Origin of the sequence: Paludisphaera rhizosphaerae (assembly GCF_011065895.1) — a bacterium.
GTDB classification, from domain to species: Bacteria; Planctomycetota; Planctomycetia; order Isosphaerales; family Isosphaeraceae; genus Paludisphaera; species Paludisphaera rhizosphaerae.
In genome coordinates this window covers 1-17,854 of sequence record NZ_JAALCR010000059.1, presented here as the reverse complement: position 1 = coordinate 17,854, position 17,854 = coordinate 1, and the positions used below count along the sequence as shown (strand labels likewise).

The following is a 17,854-nucleotide window of genomic DNA, read 5'->3' as shown; positions in this document are numbered from 1 at the left end:
GTGGTCTCGGATTGAGTTACCGCGACAACCACGTTACGGCGGCGGCGACGTGGGTGACGGCCTGGTCGACCTCGGCTTCGGTGGTGAAGGCGCCGAGGCTGAAGCGGACGGAGGAGCGCAGGCAGTCGTCGGGGACGCCCATCGCCAGCAGGGTCGGCGAGGGCTGGGTCGAGCCGCTGGCACAGGCCGAGCCCAGTGAGACGGCCACGCCGGCCAGGTCGAGCTGCATCAACAGGGCGTCGCCGTTCAGGCGCAGGAAGCCCAGGTTGATCGTCTGGGGGAGGCGTTTCGCGGGGTCGGCCGGGCCGTTGGGGACGATCCGGTCGGGGCCGATCGCGTTGCGGAGGCCGTCGACCAGGCGCAGGGAGAGCCTCCGCCAGTTGGCGGCGCGGGCCTCGGACTCGCGACGCCAGAGGTCCAGGGCGGTCGCGAAGCCGACGGCCAGCGGGACGGGGATCGTCCCGGGTCGCCGCCCCTGCTGCTGGCCGCCGCCGTAGAGCCTCGGCGAGAGCCGGACGCCCCGGCGCACCAAAAGCACGCCCGAGCCCGCCGGGCCGTGGAACTTGTGGCCGCTGGCGGAGAGCGTCGCCACCCCCAGCGCGGCGAAGTCCACGGGGATCCGCCCCACCGCCTGCACGGCGTCCGTATGCACCGGGATCCCCCGCGCCGCGGCGAGGTCCGCCAGCCGGGCGACCGACTGGATCGCGCCGGTCTCGTTATTGGCCAGCATCAAGGTCGCCAGCCGGGTCCGGTCGTAGAAGAGGTCGGCCATGCGGTCGACGTCGACGATCCCGTCGAACTCCACCGGCGCGACGTCGGCGACGAAGCCGCGGGCCTCCAGATGGGCGATCATCTCGTTGACCGCCGGATGCTCGATGGCCGTGGTCACGATCCGACCCGGCCGCCCCTGGTCGTCGACGACGAGCCCGAAGACGGCGAGGTTGTTCGACTCCGTCCCGCCCGAGGTGAAGACCACCTCGTCGGGCCGGGCGTTGAGGATCTCGGCCACGGTCTCCCGAGCCTCGTCGAACGCCCGACGCGCCTGGCGGCCGGCCGAATGCCGGCTCTCCGCATTGCCGGGGTTCAGGAAATGGGGACGCATCGCCTCCAGCACCCGAGGATCGAGCGCCGAGGTCGCGTTGTTGTCCAGATAGATCGTCGTGGCGTTCATGGCGAGCGAGAGAGGCGGAACGGGTCGGATCAGGAGCGGCGTGGGCCGTGGGATGCGAGTCCGAAGTCGAAACAGCCTTCCCCCCCTCGCGGGGGAAGGTGGCCCGAAGGGCCGGATGAGGGGGGATCGGCGTCGCATCGAGAGCCAGCCGCCGGGGTGCCATGGCCACGCTTGCGTGGCCATGCGATCGGCGACGGTCGCGCTGGCTTCCCACACTGGTTCATGGCCACGCTTGCGTGGCCATGAACCCGGAGTCGCCTCAACGAGAACCAGCCGCCGGACGTGCATCCGAAGCCGGTCGTCCCCCTCATCTGATCGCTGCGCGATCTGTCTTCCCCCGCGAGTGGGGAAGACCGTCCTTGAGGTCGTTTCGATCCCAATCTTACCCCAGGCAACGGAGCGTCAGCAGCAGGCCGACGAGGAACATCGGGATGCCGATCAGGAAGAACGGCCCCGCCCCCAGCGCCACGCCCACCACCATCAGCGAGAAGCCGACGGCCACGCCCACCATCCGGCCCATCAGCGACAGCGCGCCGAAGACCAGGCGAAAAGGGAGCGTAACCACCCACCAAACCGCCGTGAACAGGAAGCCGATCGTCCCGAACACGAGATTCCCCGAGGATCGGGGCTCCCTGCGCGAGCCATCCATCCACCTTCCAGCCGCGGGGACTGGTCGGGACGCCCAAAGGGTCGGGCGCGAGTGATAGGACTGGGCTTGCTTCATGGGGGAGGCTCGGTTAAATACTGCCCGTTTTCCGGGCGGTCTGGCCCCGGTTCCGAGCGTCGATTCATGCTTGCACGAGGGGGCGGGTAGGACGGTTGATTCGCCGTCGCCTCGTCTGGTATCGTCGCCCAGGGCCGAGGAAATTCATCGCTCGGGGGAGTCTGTTCGCATCCCCCTTACGATTATTGGATTATTGGCGGAACGGCGGGCCCCGGCAAGGCGGTCTGCGAAAGGCGTGAGAGCCGACGGGACGTCGGCTCGACGGGGTGGAGCGAAGGGCATGGAGGCCGGGTTGTGCGTCAATTCCTGCTCGTGATCGTGCTGGTGGCAGCGGCCTTCGGCGGCGGGGCGCTGGTGAGCGGCCCCGGCTTCCGCTGGGCGCAGGAACACCTGCTGGACTACATGGGCCTGAAGGACGGCGGCGAGATCGACTCGCTGGAGTTGACCCCGCCCCCCGGTGCCCAGGCCAAACCCAACACCCTCATGGCCTCGAGCGAGCCCCCCCGGGCGCCCGAGCCCAAACCCGCGCCGGCTCCAGCCCCCGCCGCGACGGCCGACCTCCCCGTCCTGCCGGAACCCAAGGTCACTGAGCCGTTTAAGGAAACGCAAGCGGCCCTCGCCGGCTCACCGGCGACTCCAACCCCGACTCCCGCCCCGGCCGCTGAACCGGCCAAGGGAGGAGGAGGCGGCGGGCCCGCTTTGCTGGGCGCCCTCTCGTCGATCCTGACGCCGGCCCCAGCCCCGGCCGAACAACCCAAGCCCAAGACCGACTCCCCGCCGCCGCTCGACCTGGGGGTCGCCCCGTCGTCCCTGCCGGCCGCCGAGTCCTCGACCGCCGCAACCGGGGGCGACTGGGCCGAGATCCGCCGCAAGCTCGCGGCCGCCGGGGTCTCGAAATACCAGGTCGAGGGAGACCCCTCCGGCCGGGTCGTCTTCTCGTGCCTGATCCCCCTGGCCGGCAAGCAGGCGGTCTCCCAGCGGTTCGAGGCCGAGGGGGACGACGAGGTGCAGGCCGCCCAGTCGGTGTTGAAAAGAATCAACCTCTGGCGGGCTTCGCAGCCCGTGGCGCCCGGTTCGCAGTAATCGAGCCCGGCCCAGAGGGCCGGAAGGAGGATCTAGCCGTCGCGATGGACGGCGGCGGTATAATCGGATCGTGAAATCACCTCAAATTCGACGACCGTCGAGGGCCGTCGACGTCCGATTGTAAAGAAAGAAAGGCTCGGGCCGTCTCATGGCCGAAGGTGCCTCGCTCCGGTTCCTCCTGATCGTGACGGGCAGCACCCTGCGGGCCGAATCCATGGATCGGCCGCTGGCGTACTACCTGAAGCGCCGGATCGAAGAAGCCCTGGAGGCCTCGACCGACCGCGACCTGGCTGATTACGAGGTCCACGTCGTCGCCGACTTCCGCTGGCTCCACGACGAATCGTTGCAAAATATGGCGACGATCTCGCTGGGGGGTCCGGGAGTCAACGAACTGGCCCATCGCTGGCTTGAGGAAGTCCCCGTCGCCCTGGCGGTGAACGAGCGCTACTTCATCCAGCTCGACCCCGAGCCGGCCGAAGCCAAGGCCAGCATCTGGGGCATGAACAACGCCACCACTCAGATCGCCGTTTCCGTATTCCTGGACCGGTTCCTCCCACGGTTCCTGGAACGCTGTGCAACCATCCCTCCGGCCGCCCTCGACCTCGATGACGAGGGGGACTCCGGACCCGAAGACGACTGAACATCGGAACGCCCCGAGCCAGCCGCCTTGCGCCCTCTCCCGCCGGCGCGCCCCTTCTCCCCACGGACGTTCGTCTTCGGCGCGAATCGATCGCCTTGGATTCGGAGCTTCGCCTGATTTACGGATCAGGGACCAAGGTCTAGTTGAAGGATAGAGGCGTCTTGCCAGTCTTCACCGACTGGACTGAACGACCGTCGCATGGGATGTGTCCACATCCCCAACCAACGGTGATGAACAGGTAAGACGGCTCTCAGGAAACACCAGGTCGTCACGGCGACCAGGCTCGGCGCGTAGAGCATGCGTGAATCGCCTCATCCACGCGCGCCAGGGAAGGCGGACGGACGGATTGACCAGGCCCACGGAAGGGACGGTGGATCATGCGGATCTTCGCGCGGTCGCGCAGCCGGGGGGTTCGGATGCGGAGCGTTCCGGGAGTTTGCGTAAGCCTGATCCTGGCGGGGGTGGGGACGACGATCGCCGATGACGGCGCGTCGGTCGGCAATCCCAACCGGGTGACGCTGGAACGCCGAGGGACCCGGCAGGACCAGGGCGCCTGGGTCGTCGATTACCAGATCCGCAATGAGACCAACGCCGGGTTGGTGCTGACCCCCGGCGAGATCGAGGTGAAGACCGAGGGCTGGGTGTCGAACTCGCGGGTGGCCGGGCACTCCTCGCCGCGGAAGGTCTCCGTGGCGCTCCGGCCGGCCGAGAAGGCCGTCAGCGACGGCGACGTGATCCCGGCCGCCGACGACCCCGCCCGCTGCCGCGAGCGCGTTTCCCTAGCCGTCTGGAGCGACGACCAGGCGCCGGACGCCTCGGCCAAGCCGGCGGAGACGCTCGCTCCGGTCAGCCTGCCTCCCGGCGGCCGGGGATTGGTCCGGCTCCGGTTCGCGCATCAGCATGTCGTGCAGGGGGACTACGACCCGCTTTTGGGCGTGCGGACGGTGGCCGTCCGGATCGGCCAGGAGACGTTCCACGACGAGGTCCCGCTCGACCGCGAGCAGCGCGTCGCGCACCCGAAGGCGAGCTGGCCCGAGCCTCCCGAGGAGCGTCGCGATCCCGAGCGGTTCGTCTCCGCTCCCGACAGCCTGCACCTGGAGGCCCACGTCCCGGGCCGGCAGTACTACCGATACCCGGACCGCCCCGTGCGCTACGGTTCGCGGATGAAGCTGACGTTCTGGTACCTGACCGCCCACGGCACCTCCGGCGAGTGCCGGGTCCGGCTGGCCCAGTACAAGGACACCCCCACGTCCTGCCGCGTCCTCCCCGGCGGCGGCTTCGACGAGGAGTTGAAGGCGGTCGGCCGCTGGACCAAGGTCGAGAGGCTGGTGCGCATCGAATCCGAGGCCACCACCGCCGCCCTCGACTTCCGCATCTCGTCCGACGCCAACCTCGGCGAGATGTGGATCGACGACGTCTCGCTGGAGCCGCTCGACCCCGACGCCCTCGCCCAGGGGCCCTGAGGCGATCGGCGTTGCGCCATCGTCTGAGGATATGATTGATGCGCGAATTCGGTGCGGATTGAAATCCGTCCACGTTTCGCTTATCATCTTCTGACCAAAATGCCCAAGCGGCGGCGCCTCTTCCGCTGATCTTCATCGAGATGTTGCGCCGTCGTCGCTTTGGGATGATAATCTGGGGTCCGTCGATTCCGGGGGATCACCGGCTCGACTGGGGCGACGAAGCCCGCCTATCCACCCTCCGATCGAGCTTGCGCCTCGCGAGGATCCCGCCTCCCGATTCGAGTTGAGCCCAGCCGATCGCCTTCGCCCCGCCATCCTTATTGATTATTGATTGTCCACCAAGTCGTCTCCGGCTAGTGGATTGACGGAGTTGCTCCCACCATGAGTCTGAGAAGCGCCCGCCGCGGTTTCACCCTGATTGAGTTGCTCGTCGTCATCGCGATCATCGCCGTTCTGATCGCGCTTTTGCTCCCCGCCGTGCAGGCGGCGCGCGAGGCCGCGCGTCGGATGCAGTGCACCAACAACCTGAAGCAACTGGGCCTGGGCATTGCGAACTACATGGACGTGAACAACGTCACGCCGATGCACCAGTACCGCCACGCCGCCGAAGGGGGCGCGGGCTACACCGGCGACCACGCCTGGTATTGCGCTCTGCTGCCGTTCGTGGAGCAGACGGCCATGTACAACAATCTGAACATGGTCTACACCGACCAGTGGGTCTATTCCGGTCCGCTGATGGGGCCGAACCCGACCGAGAACACGGTCATCCGCGCGTCGGTCTCGACGTTCCTCTGCCCGTCCGACGGCGTGGTCAACACGGGGTCGGGGGCCGGGAACATCGCCTACCAGCCGGGAAACTTCAATTACGTCGCCAACTCGGGCCACCCGCGCAACATCCTGATGCCCGGCGACTCCCCCAACGGCGGCAACGTCCCGCCGCTCACGGGGATCATCAGCATGACCCGGATGTACTCGGGCCAGGGCTCTTGCAAGTCGGCCGCCTACGGCGCGACCGCCGCCATCACGGTGTCGCTGGCGAGCATCACCGACGGGACCTCGAACACCGCGAGCGTCAGCGAGTCGCTGCTCAACGACGGCACGGGGAACCACCGCGACCCCCGCCGCAACCTGAACTACACCAACTCGGCGATGGTTGAGAAGACCGACGTCCCGGCCCTCTCGGTCGTTCAGGACGCCCGCGCCGGCGTCATCAACTGGAAGGATTGGAGCTACTACAAGGGCCTGACCTGGGCCTACTCCGACGCCTGGGAGCGGCACGTCTACGCCCACGTCCTGCCCCCCAACATGCCCAACGTCAACACCTACGCCAGCAACACCTTCCGCTGCCAGGAAGGCGACAGCGCCATGAATCCCTCCAGCAACCACCCCGGCGGCGTCAACACGGCCTTCTGCGACGGCTCGGTCCGGTTCATCAAGGACTCGATCGGCCTCAACGCCTGGTGGGCCCTGGGCACCCGCAACGGCGGCGAAATCATCTCCGCCGACGCGTATTGAGGCTGACCGGCCAGCCGGTCGATCCCGCCCGTCTCCGGGCCTTTCCTGACGACCCGACACACTCTCAGGAGAGGCGACCCTAACGGCCTTCCCCCCTCGCGGGGGAAGGTGGCCCGAAGGGCCGGATGAGGGGGGATCGGCGTGGCAATCAAGAACCAGCCGCTGGGGTGCCATGGCCACGCTCGCGTGGCCATGAACCGGCGTGGGATGACAGCGCGACCGTCGCCGATCGCATGGCCACACAAGTGTGGCCATGGCACCCGGCGATTTACGACCCTCTCCCGGGGGGAGAGGGAACCAGAATTCACTCCGTCCACATCATCGATCCGAACCTATCCCGGAGCCCCCCGTGCCTCGTTCTCATCGAATGCTCGCAAGCCTCGCCGCCGCCTTCCTGGTCGTGACCGCCGGCTGGCTCGTCCCTGGTTGCGGATCCGAGCCGACGTTCGACAAGTCGACCCAGTACACGCCTGAGGCGCTCGCCCAGGAGCTGGTTTTCCAGACCCGAGCGCTCTCCCCCGAGGCGCGCAAGGCCGTGAAGAGCCGCGCCACGCCGGCGAAGACGAAGGCCGCCCCCGGCTACGTCCCCGAGCCCGAAACCAAGGGCGAATCCAAGGCCCAGACGAAGCAGGCCCAGACCGAGGACCTGGACTCCGTCCTGGACGACATCGAACGCAAGGCCCGCGCCATCACCAAGATCCCCGCCCCCGAGGTCTTCAAGAAGATCGCCGACGCGGTTTCCAAGGACACGACCCTCGACGCCAAGGACCGCGACACCCTCGTCGAGAGGCTCAACCAGATGGCCAAGGCCGGCTGACGAAGGAGCGCGCCCGATCGGCCGCCTAGCCGATCCGGGCGAGCACCGCGCGGCGAGCCTCGGAGATCCACTCGGCCGACTTGGGGAAGTCGGCGTAGTCCTTGATGGGGGCCAGCAGCGGATCGTCGGGGCGGATTCCGGCGGACTGGAGCAGGGCGTAATCCTGAAGGCTCTCGGCGAAGACCTCCCAGCGGAGGGAGTCGATCGGGCCTTCGGGGCCGGGGTAGACGACGAAGGCGTCGCCGTAGGGCATGCCCGGCCACGCCCCGACGGAGGCGTCGGCGAAGGGGTCGCCGATACGGCTGGTGCAGAAGACGAACCAGTAGTTGTAGCCCCAGTGCAGGAAGCCCTTCGCCCCCAGCTTGTAGAAGAGCCAGCCGGCCATCCGGATCTTGGCCAGCGGCGTGTCCAGCAGGCGCTGGAGGTACGGCCCGCGCGGGCCGCAGCAGAAGTAAGCCCACGAGGGACACCCCGCCGCTGTGAACGCCGGCGCGGTGGCGATGCTGGGAACCGGCATGTCGGACAGGCGCTCGGTGGCGAACCGAGGGTCGCTCATGGCGTCCATCACCTTCATCCACGGGGCCAGCTCGTTCAGCAGGGCGCGGGCCTTGCGGTAGTCGGCCATTTGCACGTCGCCGTCGGGCTCGTCCGCGCAGTGGAACAGCGAGCGATCAAGAACCTGCTCCTCCTCCAGGAACGCCTTGAACTGGGGGAGGAACTGCTCCAGGAACGCGCGGTAGCTCGGAGACGTCGCGGCGATCTCCGGGGCCCAGAGCATCGGGCCGATCTTCTCGTCGTCGCGTTCGAAGACTCGCTGAGGATGTTTGGCGCTGGTGGGGGCCGGCGTGAAGAGGTGGGGCCATTCGACTTGGTTCGCGCCGGCCTCGCGGGCGATCCGGACCCATCGGCGAACGTCGCTGAAGTCGAAGTCGTACCGGTCGGGGCCGACCTTCCGGACCTTCAGCAGTTGGGCGGGGCGCTCCAGGATCTCGTGGCGGATGTTGAACAGGGGCGTGTAGACGACGTCGACGCCGTGCGAGACCAGGTTGCGGATGTACGCCCCGGCCAGCTTCCAGAACTCCTCGCCGCAGGGCTTGATCCGATGCCACTCCCAGATCGAGTCGGCCGAGATCCAGTTCGTGACGGGAAAGTCCCGGCGCGGCCTGAGCGTCAGCGGCCGCACGTCGACCCGGGCGGGCAGTTCGACCGAGAACGGCTGCGGGCGGGTGAAATCGACGTAGCCGAATCGGTTCTCGAGCGTCAGCCTCACGCGAAGTTCGTGGACGCGCGCCTCGGCCCCCTCGGGGACGTTCAGCGAGATCCAGAAGACCCCGTTCGACTCCGGCCCGACGTGGACCTTGGCGTCGTTGTAGAGCGGGTCGGGGCAGAGGCCGGGGATGAACCCGACCCCCTCCAGTTCGTCGCGCGGCGTGGCCGTGTCGAGATGTTGCATCGGCACGAACCCGACCCGCCGCACGCGGGCCGTCCAGCCCTCCGGGGCGACGACCTCGCAGGCCACGATCGCCGAGTTGCTGGGATCGAGGTTGCGGAAGCACGCCTGGAGCGAGAGCCGTTCGCCCTTCGCGGCCAGCATGTCCATCGAGGCCGCCTCTCCCGCCGGCGACGTGGGGTAGACCCGCCGCAGCGAGGACTCCAGCCAGAACCGCAGGCCGTCGCGCTCGACGGCCGCCGCCGGCGCAGCGGCCTTCGCCGCTCCCTCGGTCGTGGCCAGGGTCCCGGCCAGGGCGAGCCCGCGGATTGCGTCGCGACGGTTCATGGTGGAGGACTCCCGGAATGAACTTGTGTTGACGTCTATCCCCCTTGAGGGGGAAGACAGACCGCGAAGCGGTCAGATGAGGGGGCGACCGGCGACGGATCCACGTTCAGCGGTAGGCTCTCAATTTCGGGTGCCATGGCCACGCTTGCGTGGCCATGAACCGGCGTGGGATGACAGCGCGACCGTCGCCGATCGCATGGCCACGCAAGCGTGGCCATGGCACCCCACCAGTTGGCTTTCGATGCCACGCCGATCCCCCCTCATCCGGCCCATCGGGCCACCTTCCCCCGCGAGGGGGGAAGGCCGTCATGGCGTCGGATCGAGCGATGCTGGACTCCGTGGCCACGCGAGCCATCTAATCGAGGTAGCTCCAGCGCCGATCCTCGAAGCTGTAAATTTTCCGGTAGTACGGCGGAACAACATGCCATACGAGCATGGCCGTTCCACCTTTGGAATTGAAATAAGTGAAGCGGCTCCACGGCCCCAGACAATACTTCGCGACCGGAACCGAACTCAGGTATTTCGGCACGAGATCTTTAAGGCCGCCAGGCAGGCTGCCGTTGTCGGCCTGATAGGCCTCGCAAGCCGCGATGATTCGCTGGGCGTTCGCCTCGGCCATCCCGCGTTGAAACGAGTCGTTGGCCCTGACAAGTAGAAACGTCGCCACTGGAATCAACATTCTGGTCACGACGAGACCATAACCGGGACGGTGGCGGTTCGCGCTCTTCACGAGGCTGACGAAAACCCAAATCGGACAGAGGATCAGTGACCAGAGGATCGATCCGAGGAACACCACGTCGATGACCAAGATGGCGGCCGCGGCGCCGAGGCTCCCTCGGATGTTGCGATAGAATTCCCTCGCGCCAGCCACGTCCACGGCCGTCTCCTTTTGCATCCGCTCAGTTCAGGATCAGGCCCCGTGCCGATCGCGCAGGAGGGTCGCGGCCAGGGCGGTCCAGCCGGTCTGGTGGTTGGCGCCGCAGCCTCGGCCGGTGTCGCCGTGGAAGAATTCGTAGAAGAGAACGAGGTCCTTCCAGTGCGGGTCGTCGGCGTATCGAGGGTCGCCGCCGTGGCAGGGGCGATTCCCCTGGGCGTCGGGGAGGAAGATCCGCGTCAGGCGGCGGGCGATCTCGTCGGCGGCCTCGGTGAGGGTGACGAAGTTCCCGGAGCCGGTCGGGCACTCGACCTTGCAGGCGTCGCCGTAGAAGGCGCCGTAGCGTTCGAGGGACTCGACCAGCAGGAAGTTCAGCGGGAACCAGACGGGACCGCGCCAGTTGGAGTTGCCGCCGAAGAGGCCGCCGTCGGCCTCGGCCGGGACGTACTCGACGCGGTGCTCGCCGCCGCCGGCGTGGATGACGAACGGCTTCTCGGCGTGGACCCGCGAGAGCGACCGCACGCCGTACGGCGAGAGGAACTCAGCCTCGTCCAGCACGTACGTCATCAGCCGCTTCAGCCGGTCCTGAGAGGGGATCGACAGCAGGTAGAAGTCGTCGCCGGCGTCCGGGCGAGCGCCGGGAAGCTCCAGGTGCGCCGAGGCTCTGGGCATGTGGCGGGCCACCCACTCGACCCGGCGGCGGAAGTTGGGCAGGGCGTCAAGCCGCTCCTGCGACAGCAGGCCGACCGCGAAGAGCGGGATCAGGCCCACCATCGACCGGACGTGCAGCGGCTTCATCTTGCCGTCAAGGTGAAGGTGATCGTAGTAGAAGCCGTCGGCCTCGTCCCACAGGCCGGTGCCGTCGATGGTGTTGATGGCCGAGGTGATCGCCAAATAGTGTTCGAAGAACTTACTGGCCATATCTTCATACGCTGGATCGTCGGCGGCCAGCTCCAGGGCGATCTCCAGCATCTCCACACAGAAGAACGCCATCCAGGCGGTGCCGTCGGCCTGCTCCAGGTGGCCGCCGGTGGGGAGCGGGCTGGAGCGGTCGAAGACGCCGATGTTGTCCAGCCCCAGGAAGCCTCCCGAGAAGAGGTGCCGGCCGGTGAAGTCCTTGCGGTTGACCCACCAGGTGAAGTTCAGCGCCAGCTTCTGGAAGACCCGCGCCAGGAACCGCTTATCCGTCTTGCCCGAGCGTTCGTAGATCCGCCGGCAGGCCCAGGCGTGGACGGGCGGATTCACATCGGCGAAGTTGAATTCATACGCCGGCAACTGGCCGTTGGGGTGCATGTACCATTCGCGGAGGAACCGGAGCATCTGGTCCTTGGCGAAGGCGGGGTCCATGTCGCCGTGCGGGATCATGTGGAAGGCCGTGTCCCAGACGGCGAACCAGGGGAACTCCCAGACGTCGGGCATCGACAGGATGTCGCGGGCGTGCAGATGCCGCCAGTCATGGTTGGGATGCGTCCGGTGCGCGGGGGGCGCCGGCTGCGCGGGGTCGCCGGCCACCCATTCGGGGACGTGATAATAAAAGAACTGTTGATTCCAGATCAGCCCCGCGTTCGCCTGGCGCATCACCGCCGCGCGCTCAGGCGAGAGCCCCGGCGCGAGGCTCCCATGGAAGGCGTCGGCCTCCACCAGACGCGTGCTGAAGATCTCGTCGAAGTCCTTCCCGAACGGCTCCCCCTCAAGCGACTCGACCGACCTCAGCCGCAGCAGGATCGAGCGGCTCTCCCCGGGCGCAAGCTCCATCCGGTAGACCGCGCCGGCCTTGGTCCCCGACTCGCGGCCGACGGCCTCGGATTCACCGTCGATCACATAATCGTGAAAGCCGTCCTTGACGTGAGATCGAGCGTTCTCGCCGCCGAAGAGGCGGTCGAAGTTGGTCTCATTGTTCGTGAAGACCCACTCGCCCGCGTCGAGGGCGTCGAGCCGATAGGGGCCCAGCGTGGCGTGTTCGGCGAGGACTCCCGCGCCGTCGCGTCGGATCTTGGGTTCGCCCCACTCGTGCTCGTAGCCGCCGCCCCACGACCAGGTGTTGCGGAACCAGAGCGTCGGCAGCAGGACCAGCGGGGCCGGGTCGGAGCCTCGGTTGGAGGCCGTGACGCGGATCAAGACGTCGTCGGGCGCGGCCTTGGCGTACTCGATCAGAACGTCGAAGTAGCGGTCCTCGTCGAAGACGCCCGTATCGAGGATCTCGTACTCGGGTTCGTGGAAGCCCCGCCGGCCGTTCTCGGCGACGAGATCGTCGTAGGGGAAGGCCGACTGGGGGTACTTGTACAGGGCCTTGAGGTACGCCGCGGTGGGGAGGGCGTCGAGGAAGTAGTACAGCTCCTTGACGTCCTCGCCGTGGTTCCCCTGGGGGTTGGCCAGGCCGAAGAGGCGTTCCTTGAGGATGGGGTCGCGGCCGTTCCAGAGGGCGACCGCGAAACCAAGCCGGCACTCGCGGTCGGCCAGGCCGAGCAGGCCGTCCTCGCCCCAGCGATAGGCGCGGGAGCGGGCGTGTTCATGGGGGAAGCTCGTCCAGTTGTTGCCGTCGGCCGAGTAGTCCTCGCGGACGGTGCTCCACTGGCGTTCCGAAAGATACGGCCCCCAGAGCTTCCAGGGCCCGGCCTCGCTCTCGTACTCGGCCAACCGCCCGCGTTCGTCAGCCATCGTCGACCGCACCTTTCCCGTCGATCCAGGTCCTGTTCGGCGCGAGTCGCCTGAACGGTGGCGGAGGCCCTGCGTCCTCCCTTCTCCCCGGTGGGAGAAGGTGCCGCGCAGCGGCGGATGAGGGAGATCGCAACCGTCGGGGGACGTCGTGGTCCCCCTCATCCGGCCTTCGGCCACCTTCTCCCACCAGGGGAGAAGGGAGGCTCCTCGCTACAGCATGGGGGTCGATCATACCACGGCGGACGACGGCTCGGGGGTCTCCACGGGGGCGGTCTGGCGGCGTCCCACGCCGATGTTGGCGATGATCGTCGCGGCGACGATCATGAAGCCGGAGAGGATCCACAGGGCCGTATCGTACGAGTTGGTGTTCTGCTTCAAAACCCCCACGAGCGTCGGCCCGACCCAGCCGCCGAGGTTGGCGATCGAGTTGATGAACCCGATGCTCGCCGCCGCCGCCGACTCGGTCAGGAACATGCCGGGGAGCGTCCAGAAGGCGGGGAGGTACGCCTTGAAGCCGATCAGGGCGACGGTGAACCCCAGCACGCTCAGCACCACGTTGCCGTGCGAGAACGGGATCAGGGCCATGGCGACCGCCCCCAGCACGATCGGCAGCGACGCGTGCCACCGCCGCTCGGCCGTCCGGTCGGAGTTCCAGCCGACGAAGAGCTGACCTAGCAAGGACCCCACCGGCGGGATCATCAGTAACAGGGCGATCCCCCCGGTGGAGAGCTTGTACCAGTCCTTGAGGATCGACGGCATCTGCATCTCGACCGCGTAGTTGCCGCAGGTGCAGAGGAAGAACGCCAGCGCCAGCAGCAAGACCTTCGGGTGCGCCAGCGCCTGGGCGATCGTGAAGTGCGTCGACGGATGCGCCGCCTTCTCCGCATCCAGCTCGGCCTGAAGGGCCTCGCGCTCCTCAGGCGTCAACCAACTCGCCTGGGCGGGGCGGTCGGTCAGGAAGAAGAGGACCACGAAGCCCAGGATCACGGCGGGGAGCCCCCAGAGCAGGAAGATCCACTGCCAGCCGACCAGGCCCGCGACGCCGTCGCCCGCCTTCATCATCCAGTCGCAGATCTTCGGCCCAATGATCTGAGACAGCGGCGCGGCGATCAAAAACCAGGCCAGGGCCCGCGAGCGGTCCCGTCGGGGGAACCAGTGCGAGAGATAAACGATCACCCCCGGGAAGAACCCGGCCTCGGCCAGCCCCAGCAGGAACCGGACCGAGAAGAACTGCCCGATATACGCCGCCCCCGGCCCCTGGAGGGCCTCCGCATACGAGCCCGCGCCGCCGCCGATCGTCGCCTCAAGCGCCCGGCCGGCCGACTTCGTGACGCTCTCAACGGCGTTGGTGACCCCCGGCACGCGCTTGTGCACGAACGCCGTCATCGAGGCCACGATCCCCCACGAGACCATGATCCGGAAGATCCACTTGCGGGCGCTCCAGCGCTCCACCAGCACCGAGCCGGGGATCTCCAGCAGCAGATAGCCGATGAAGAAGACCCCCATCCCGAAGCCGAAGACCTTCTCTGAAAACCCCAGCGACCCCAGTTGCTCCTCCATCGTCAGCTTCGCGAAGCCCACGTTCGTCCGGTCGATGTACGCGACGACGTAGCAGATGAACAAGAGCGGCAAGAGCCGCCGATACGCCTTGGTTCGGGCGCGATCCAGGGCGTCTGCATGCTGATATGAGGATTCCGACGGCATGGGCGCCCTCGCTTCGCTCGCACGATCGATTCGACGGGACGGTTGGCACGACTCGACCAGTCTAAACCAAACTGGAGCCTCGCCCCACACCCCAGCGGTCGATTGCGTCTCGGACGGGCCGGTCGCGAAAGGCCCGCGGCGGCCGGCCCAGCCGGGCCTTGAAGGCGGCCGTCATGTGGCTGTGGCTGGAGAAGCCGACCGTCAGCGCCACGTCGGTCAGGTCGCGCGTCGGGTCGGCCGCCAGCAGCCGCCGCGCCTGGCGGAGCCGCTGGGCGATCACGTACTGCGTCGGGGTCGTGCCGAAGGCCCGGCGGAACGCGGTCAGCAGATGGTGGGGGCTCATGCCGGCGACCTCCGCAAGCTCCCCCAAGGCGATCCGTTGCGACAGGTTCGCGTGGACGTACCACCGCAGCGCGCGGGCCGCCTCAGAACCGAGCGAATGCCCCCGCGCCGGGCTCGCCGCGAAGGCCCGGCCGACGTGCCGCCGGACGGCCGTCGCCAGCCGTGCGCCTTCGGCTCTTGCGGAGACGTCCTTTTGGGTCGCCAGCGCGGCCAGCCGCGCTGCAACGCCGTGCAGAAACTCATCACCCACGCCGCCCAGTCCGGAGATCGGGCGCTCGGGGTCGGGGTCCAGGTGGAACACAACGTAGGAAATCTCTGCCCCCTCCGCCCAGCCCCTGTAGGAGGTACCCGCCGGGATCGTCCAGACCTCGCCCGCCAGCGCGGGCCCGACGCTGCCGCCGCCGCCGTCGACCTCGGTCTCCAGTTCCCGAAGCGCGCCGGCGAGGTGGACGATCACTGAGTCGCGCGGGCCGCGGATCGACCACTCGGTCGGCCGGGTCGCGTCCTCGCGGGCGATCGTCAGGTCCAGGCCCGGCCATCGGATGTGCTTCTCGCTCAGGTGACTGGTCATGCCTGGCTCCGAGGCCGGAGATTTCGAAAGCGGGGCCGGCTCGCCCCCCGATACTCTGGCCCCGCCGAAGGGCGTCGGCGTTCGCCCGCCCCTTGAAATGGAACCATTCATAAAGACTCGTTCAGGAGACCCGAGCGATGGCCGATGGTCAAGAGTTGAAGGGGAAGGTCGCGGTGGTCGGCGGCGGTGCCAAGAACCTCGGCGGCCGTCTGAGCGTCGAGTTGGCCCGCCGCGGCGCGGCGGTGATGATCCACTATCACAGCGACTCCGCCAGGCCCGAGGCCGACGCGGCCGTCGCCGCCATCCGAGGAGGCGGCGGCCGGGCCGAGTCGTTCCAGGGCGACCTCTCCAAGCCCAGGGTCGTCGCCGCCCTCTTCGACGAGGCCGTCAAGGCGTTCGGCGGCGTCGACCTGGCCGTCAACACCACGGGAGTCGTCATCAAGAAGCCGATCCACGAGGTGACCGAGGAGGACTACGACCGCAGCTTCAACGTGAACTCCAAGGCGGCCTTCTTCTTCATCAAGGAGGCCGGCCGGACGCTCAACGACCGCGGCAAGATCTGCACGATCGTGACGTCGCTCCTGGCCGGCTACACCGACTCGTATTCAATCTACGCGGGCGCCAAGTCCCCTATCGAGCATTTCACCCGCGCCGCGTCCAAGGAGTTCGGCCCCCGCGGAATCTCGGTGACGGCCCTGGGCCCCGGCCCGATGGAGACCCCGTTCTTCTACGGCCAGGAGACGCCCGAGTCGGCCGCGTACAATCAGTCGGCCGCGGCGCTGAGCAAGTTCACGAAGACCGGCCTTACGGACGTAGAGGACGTCGTCCCCATCGTCCTCTTCCTGCTCGCCGACGGTTGGTGGATCACCGGCCAGACCATCTTCTGCAACGGCGGCTATACATCCCGCTGAACGAATCCGAGCCGCTACGTCGCGCGGCGGTTTTTCCGCCGCGCAGCGGACGATCCTCAGCCGCGCGGGGCAGGGCGGGACGGAGCGCTTCCAGGAAACGCCTATCCTGATAGCGGGTTGCGTCGAGACCAGGATGCGGCCTGAGAGTTGCCTTGGCACTCCCTGACGACGCGCCGCGCGCCAAGAGTGACGATCCACGAAGGCCCGCGGCGATGATGACGCGAGGAACAGGCGCCATGAAGACGCGACGTGATTTCCTGGGAACCGCGGCCGGCGCTGCGGGAGTGCTTGGATTCAGTCTGATCGGCGGCCGGTCGGCGATCGGTCAGGAGGCGCCCAAGGCGACGACGCCGGACCTGGCCAAGGCGGTGGCCTTCCTGCGGGCTCGCCAGGAGGCCGACGGCAGTTGGTCGGGCTCACGTGAGCCGGGGATCACGGCGCTGGTGGTTGCGGCCCTGCTGCGGTCGAAGCTCGTCGGGCCGGAAGACCCGGCGATCGTCAAGGCGCTGGGCTTTCTGGAAAAGTACCTGGACGAGAAGGGGAGCCCGTCGAAGGCCCCGCACTCGGTCTACACCACGTCCGTCGCCCTGATGGCCTTCCACGAGGCGAACGTCGGCGGCAAGTACGACCACGTCGTGAAGGGGAGCCAGCAGTTCCTCAGGGACTCGCAGTACGACGAGAGCGAGGGCAAGGACAGGACCGACCCGTACTACGGCGGCCTCGGCTACGGCGACGGCCGCAGCCGTCCCGACATGTCCAACACCGCCTTCATGATGGAAGCCCTTCGCGGCAGCGGCGTCCCGGCCGACGACCCGGCCTTGCAAAAGGCGCTGATCTTCGTCTCGCGCTGCCAGAACCTCAAGAGCGAGTTCAACGACCAGCCGACCACCGGCAAGGAAGGGGGCGACGGCGGCTTCGTCTACAACCCCGCGCCCCAGGCCGGCGGCGGTCGCGGCGCACCGGGAGGCGGAGGAGGCGCCGCGAAGAAGGCGGCCGCTCCGCTCGGCTCGTCGGCCGGCATGACCTATTCCGGCCTCAAGAGCATGATCTACGCCGGCCTCAAGCCTGACGACGTCCGCGTCAAGGCGGCGATGGACTACCTCAAGAAGAACTACACCCTTGAGGAGAACCCAGGCCAGGGCCAGCGCGGGCTGTACTACTACTACATGGTCTTCGGCCGAGCCCTGAACGCCCTGGGCTCCCCCACGTTCACCGACGCTGAGGGCAAGTCCCACAACTGGAAGGCCGACCTCGCCGCCGCGCTGGCCGCCCGCCAGCAGCCCTCCGGCGCCTGGGCCAACGACAACGACGGCTTCATGGAAGGCGACCCGGCCATCGTCACCTCGTACGCGCTGTTGGCCCTGGCAGGGAAGTGAGCCGCGAGAGGTGCTTTTCGGTTCTTCTCTCCCGCCGGGAGAGGGTCGTCGGACTTGCAAATCGAGCAATGGATGCGAGGACGTCTTCCCCCCTGGAGGGGGAAGACAGACCGCGCAGCGGTCAGTTGAGGGGGACGACCGGCGGCGGGTTTAAGCGAGGGCGCCGAGTTCGAGGGCTCCTGGATCTCCACCCCTCATCCGCCCCTTCGGGGCACCTTCCCCCTCAAG

The 17,854-nt window shown here is 67.9% G+C and carries 14 protein-coding genes; 7 read left to right on the top strand and 7 right to left on the bottom strand.

Annotation, left to right across the window (positions count from 1 at the left end):
• Positions 1-16: 16 nt before the first annotated feature.
• Both G5C50_RS31410 and G5C50_RS31405 read right to left on the bottom strand, forming a co-directional pair.
• The gene (locus tag G5C50_RS31410) at positions 17-1,171 is read right to left on the bottom strand and encodes a cysteine desulfurase family protein (protein ID WP_165075890.1); all 1,155 of its coding nucleotides are present in this window, start codon (positions 1,169-1,171) and stop codon (positions 17-19) included.
• 382 nt (positions 1,172-1,553) lie between these two features.
• Complete coding sequence (locus G5C50_RS31405; protein ID WP_240907432.1) at positions 1,554-1,778, bottom strand: hypothetical protein; 225 nt, start codon at positions 1,776-1,778, stop codon at positions 1,554-1,556.
• Positions 1,779-2,189: 411 nt separating this feature from the next.
• Here G5C50_RS31405 and G5C50_RS31400 point away from each other — a divergent pair, with 411 nt between their 5' ends.
• The 5 genes from G5C50_RS31400 to G5C50_RS31380 all read left to right on the top strand — a co-directional run bounded on the left by G5C50_RS31400 (position 2,190) and on the right by G5C50_RS31380 (position 7,413).
• Complete coding sequence (locus G5C50_RS31400) at positions 2,190-2,978, top strand: hypothetical protein (protein ID WP_165075887.1); 789 nt, start codon at positions 2,190-2,192, stop codon at positions 2,976-2,978.
• A 148-nt stretch (positions 2,979-3,126) separates the two neighbouring features.
• Entirely contained in the window at positions 3,127-3,618 is a 492-nt protein-coding gene (locus G5C50_RS31395; protein ID WP_206107939.1) for a hypothetical protein, read from the top strand.
• A 377-nt stretch (positions 3,619-3,995) separates the two neighbouring features.
• Complete coding sequence (locus tag G5C50_RS31390) at positions 3,996-5,081, top strand: hypothetical protein (protein WP_165075884.1); 1,086 nt, start codon at positions 3,996-3,998, stop codon at positions 5,079-5,081.
• Positions 5,082-5,462: 381 nt separating this feature from the next.
• Complete coding sequence (locus G5C50_RS31385; protein ID WP_165075881.1) at positions 5,463-6,596, top strand: DUF1559 domain-containing protein; 1,134 nt, start codon at positions 5,463-5,465, stop codon at positions 6,594-6,596.
• Between the two features lie 349 nt (positions 6,597-6,945).
• Positions 6,946-7,413: a hypothetical protein gene (locus G5C50_RS31380; RefSeq protein ID WP_165075878.1), complete on the top strand. Its 468-nt coding sequence runs from the start codon at positions 6,946-6,948 to the stop codon at positions 7,411-7,413.
• A gap of 25 nt (positions 7,414-7,438) precedes the next feature.
• On the opposite strand, the gene G5C50_RS31375 is transcribed toward G5C50_RS31380, so the two are convergent.
• The 5 genes from G5C50_RS31375 to G5C50_RS31355 form a co-directional block, all read right to left on the bottom strand.
• Positions 7,439-9,190 (bottom strand): DUF4091 domain-containing protein, encoded by a 1,752-nt coding sequence (locus G5C50_RS31375; RefSeq protein ID WP_165075875.1) that lies wholly within the window; start codon positions 9,188-9,190, stop codon positions 7,439-7,441.
• Positions 9,191-9,545: 355 nt separating this feature from the next.
• Positions 9,546-10,067, bottom strand: a complete 522-nt coding sequence (locus G5C50_RS31370) for a hypothetical protein (protein WP_165075872.1) — start codon at positions 10,065-10,067, stop codon at positions 9,546-9,548.
• A gap of 33 nt (positions 10,068-10,100) precedes the next feature.
• Positions 10,101-12,722: an MGH1-like glycoside hydrolase domain-containing protein gene (locus G5C50_RS31365; RefSeq protein WP_165075869.1), complete on the bottom strand. Its 2,622-nt coding sequence runs from the start codon at positions 12,720-12,722 to the stop codon at positions 10,101-10,103.
• Positions 12,723-12,950: 228 nt separating this feature from the next.
• On the bottom strand, positions 12,951-14,426 hold the full coding sequence (locus G5C50_RS31360) for an MFS transporter (RefSeq protein WP_165075867.1): 1,476 nt from the start codon (positions 14,424-14,426) through the stop codon (positions 12,951-12,953).
• Between the two features lie 61 nt (positions 14,427-14,487).
• A complete protein-coding gene (locus tag G5C50_RS31355; protein ID WP_165075865.1) occupies positions 14,488-15,339 on the bottom strand; it encodes an AraC family transcriptional regulator in 852 nt (283 codons plus the stop codon).
• A 137-nt stretch (positions 15,340-15,476) separates the two neighbouring features.
• Between G5C50_RS31355 and G5C50_RS31350 the strand changes: the two genes are divergently transcribed.
• The gene (locus G5C50_RS31350) at positions 15,477-16,250 is read left to right on the top strand and encodes an SDR family oxidoreductase (protein ID WP_165075863.1); all 774 of its coding nucleotides are present in this window, start codon (positions 15,477-15,479) and stop codon (positions 16,248-16,250) included.
• A gap of 236 nt (positions 16,251-16,486) precedes the next feature.
• Positions 16,487-17,626 (top strand): prenyltransferase/squalene oxidase repeat-containing protein, encoded by a 1,140-nt coding sequence (locus tag G5C50_RS31345; RefSeq protein WP_165075861.1) that lies wholly within the window; start codon positions 16,487-16,489, stop codon positions 17,624-17,626.
• The last annotated feature ends 228 nt before the right edge of the window (positions 17,627-17,854 follow it).

Excerpts from the sequence above, each read along its gene's own strand:
- G5C50_RS31410 (WP_165075890.1), bottom strand. The coding sequence starts at position 1,171 with ATGAACGCCACGACGATCTATCTGGACAACAACGCGACCTCGGCGCTC.
- G5C50_RS31395 (WP_206107939.1), top strand. The coding sequence starts at position 3,127 with ATGGCCGAAGGTGCCTCGCTCCGGTTCCTCCTGATCGTGACGGGCAGC.
- G5C50_RS31390 (WP_165075884.1), top strand. The coding sequence starts at position 3,996 with ATGCGGATCTTCGCGCGGTCGCGCAGCCGGGGGGTTCGGATGCGGAGC.
- G5C50_RS31385 (WP_165075881.1), top strand. The coding sequence starts at position 5,463 with ATGAGTCTGAGAAGCGCCCGCCGCGGTTTCACCCTGATTGAGTTGCTC.
- G5C50_RS31375 (WP_165075875.1), bottom strand. The coding sequence starts at position 9,190 with ATGAACCGTCGCGACGCAATCCGCGGGCTCGCCCTGGCCGGGACCCTG.
- G5C50_RS31365 (WP_165075869.1), bottom strand. The coding sequence starts at position 12,722 with ATGGCTGACGAACGCGGGCGGTTGGCCGAGTACGAGAGCGAGGCCGGG.
- G5C50_RS31360 (WP_165075867.1), bottom strand. The coding sequence starts at position 14,426 with ATGCCGTCGGAATCCTCATATCAGCATGCAGACGCCCTGGATCGCGCC.
- G5C50_RS31355 (WP_165075865.1), bottom strand. The coding sequence starts at position 15,339 with ATGACCAGTCACCTGAGCGAGAAGCACATCCGATGGCCGGGCCTGGAC.
- G5C50_RS31350 (WP_165075863.1), top strand. The coding sequence starts at position 15,477 with ATGGCCGATGGTCAAGAGTTGAAGGGGAAGGTCGCGGTGGTCGGCGGC.
- G5C50_RS31345 (WP_165075861.1), top strand. The coding sequence starts at position 16,487 with ATGAAGACGCGACGTGATTTCCTGGGAACCGCGGCCGGCGCTGCGGGA.